This is a genomic window from Nostocoides australiense Ben110, from assembly GCF_001050535.1.
In the GTDB taxonomy this organism is placed as follows: domain Bacteria; phylum Actinomycetota; class Actinomycetes; order Actinomycetales; family Dermatophilaceae; genus Nostocoides_A; species Nostocoides_A australiense.
In genome coordinates, this window is record NZ_HG764815.1 from 3,376,812 (window position 1) to 3,378,957 (window position 2,146).

Annotated in this window: 4 protein-coding genes; all 4 read right to left on the reverse strand. The window is 73.3% G+C overall.

Translation table 11 applies throughout. From position 1 onward, the window contains the following. Nucleotides 1–440, reverse strand: a 440-nt coding sequence (locus BN11_RS16390) for an energy-coupling factor transporter transmembrane component T family protein (protein WP_235435519.1), incomplete at its 3' end; no start/stop codon positions are given. Between the two features lies 1 nt (nucleotide 441). Further along, nucleotides 442–777 carry a PDGLE domain-containing protein gene (locus tag BN11_RS24800; protein WP_048699429.1) on the reverse strand — a complete coding sequence of 112 codons (336 nt, stop codon included), beginning with the start codon at nucleotides 775–777 and terminating at the stop codon, nucleotides 442–444. After that, a complete protein-coding gene (locus BN11_RS16400; protein WP_048699430.1) occupies nucleotides 774–1,463 on the reverse strand; it encodes an energy-coupling factor ABC transporter permease in 690 nt (229 codons plus the stop codon). The genes BN11_RS24800 and BN11_RS16400 overlap by 4 nt, the downstream gene beginning before the upstream one ends. A gap of 63 nt (nucleotides 1,464–1,526) precedes the next feature. Then, complete coding sequence (locus tag BN11_RS16405) at nucleotides 1,527–2,099, reverse strand: mismatch-specific DNA-glycosylase (protein WP_048699431.1); 573 nt, start codon at nucleotides 2,097–2,099, stop codon at nucleotides 1,527–1,529. Nucleotides 2,100–2,146: the final 47 nt, after the last annotated feature.

Genomic DNA, 2,146 nt, shown 5'->3' on the forward strand with positions numbered 1-2,146 from the left:
CCCCCCCCCCCCCCCAGCCGATCGAGCGCGCGGACCAGGTCGCGCGGCTCGGTGCTCGACCCCAACAGCACCGACGCGCCGACACCCAGCGAGCCCTTGGCGAGCAGCCCCCAGGCCCCCCACAGGCCGGCCTCGGACAGGCGCAGCGGACCCACCTCCACCCGCGGCCCGGTGGCCACGAACGGCATCAGCAGGGCGAAGACGAGGAAGGGCACCTCGACGACCATACGCTTCGCGAGGTAGGCCGCGGGCACGCCCGAGCGGGCCATCGCGAGGAGGAGCAGCGCGGCATACCCGGCGAAGGCCCAGACCGCCGTCCGCGGGGTGGCCACCACCGCGCCGACGAAGACCAGCAATGCGACGAGCTTGGTGTGCGCCGGCAGCCGGTGCACCGGCGAGTGCCCGTGGTAGTGCAGGTAGTGGCCGTGCCCCGCGCCCACGTCAGTCGCGTTTCGCGGGCGTGCGGCGGCGCAGCAGCGCCACCAGCCCGGTCATCACGATCCCCACGAGGAGGACTCCGATCAGGCCCGCCAGCCCCCCGGACAGGCGGGAGTTCTCGACGCCGCGGACGCCGTAGTCGGCGACGGGCGAGTCGCCGCCGGCGTGGCCGGCGGCCGTGCTGTCGAAGCCGAGCTTCTCAGCGACGAATTCCAGGCCGTCGGGGTGACCGGAGGCGTAGAAGCTGACGACGCCTGCCAGGACGAGCGTGACGGCCAGCCCCCACAGCAGGAGCGTGCGAGTGCTGATGCGCTTGCGCGTGCTGACGTCGCGGTTCATGCGCGCACGCCCTCGCGGATCTCGAGGTCCTGGACTCCCGCGAGCGCCCGGGCCCCGTGGACCAGGTCGGGACGGGTGGCCGTGATGGCCCCGACGGCGAGGAAGGTGATGGCGGCCTCGCCGAGCCCGATGAGGGAGTGCCAGCCGAGCATCGCGGTGGCGAGCGAACTGAGGTCGATCGGGGCGGCGCCGCCGACGGCATACAGTCCGGTGAACGTGAGGGCCGCCGCCGGCACGGAGACGAACGCCCCGACCGCGGCCGCCACCGGGACGCTCGCGACCCGGCGCGGCAGCACCCGGCGGGCGAGGAGGAAGACGGCATAGCCGGCCCACACCCCGACCAGCGCCATGAGCGTGACATTGGTGCCGAACGCGCTCAGCCCGCCGTCGGCGAACGCCAGCGCTTGGATCAGCAGGACGACGGTCAGGCACAAGGTGGCGGTCGCCGGCCCGACGAGGACGGCCGCCAGGGTGCCGCCGAGCAAATGCCCGGAGGTGCCGGCGCCGACCGGGAAGTTGAGCATCTGGGCGGCGAAGACGAAGACGGCGACGAGCCCGGCGAGGGGGGCGGCGAAGTCGCTCAACTCGCGCCGCGCGCCCCGCAGGGACAGGCCGACTCCCGCGACGGCTGTCGCGGCCGTCGCCAGGGAGGTGGTCGCGTCGAGGAAGCCGTCGGGCACGTGCATGGCTCCACGCTACTGCAATTCGTTCGCAATAAGGGCCGGCCGGTGAGCGCCCGAAACCGGCGTTCAGGTGGGCGGGAGGAGGCCGGCGGCGCGGGCCGGCGCGGCATAGGCCTGCGCGAGGGAATCGATCGTCTCGTGGGCGTTCAGGCCGCTGGGGTTGGGAACCACCCACAATTGCGCGCCCACGAGGTCGCCGGGTTGCCGGCCGGGGCGGGCCCGGCGTTCGCCGAAGGCGGCACGGTATGCCGTGATCCCGGCCACCGCGACGACCCGCGGCCGGTGTTCGCGAACGGTCGCGCGGAGGGTGCGCCCGCCGGCGGCATACTCCTGCGCGCTCAGTTCGTCGGCTCGCGCGGTGGCGCGGCCGACGATGTTGGTAATGCCGATCCCCCGCTGCAGCAGGTAGGCGCGGTCCGCGTCGGTCATCCCGGCGGTTGGGTCGATGCGCCGGTCGATGATGCCGGCGCGCAGCAGGGCGGGATAGAAGCGGTTGCCGGGGCGGGCGAAGTGAGTCTGGGTGGCCGCGGTCCACAGGCCGGGATTGATGCCGACGAAGAGCAGCACCAGGCCCGGCCCGATGAGGTCGGGCACCTCGTGATCGCGGAAACCCTGAAGTTGGGCGCGGGTGAATCCCATCGCCGCATCCTCTCAACCCGCGCCACCACCGTTATCTCGATGTGACA

Coding starts and splice junctions, on each gene's coding strand:
- BN11_RS24800 (WP_048699429.1), bottom strand. CDS start 777: ATGAACCGCGACGTCAGCACGCGCAAGCGCATCAGCACTCGCACGCTC.
- BN11_RS16400 (WP_048699430.1), bottom strand. CDS start 1,463: ATGCACGTGCCCGACGGCTTCCTCGACGCGACCACCTCCCTGGCGACG.
- BN11_RS16405 (WP_048699431.1), bottom strand. CDS start 2,099: ATGGGATTCACCCGCGCCCAACTTCAGGGTTTCCGCGATCACGAGGTG.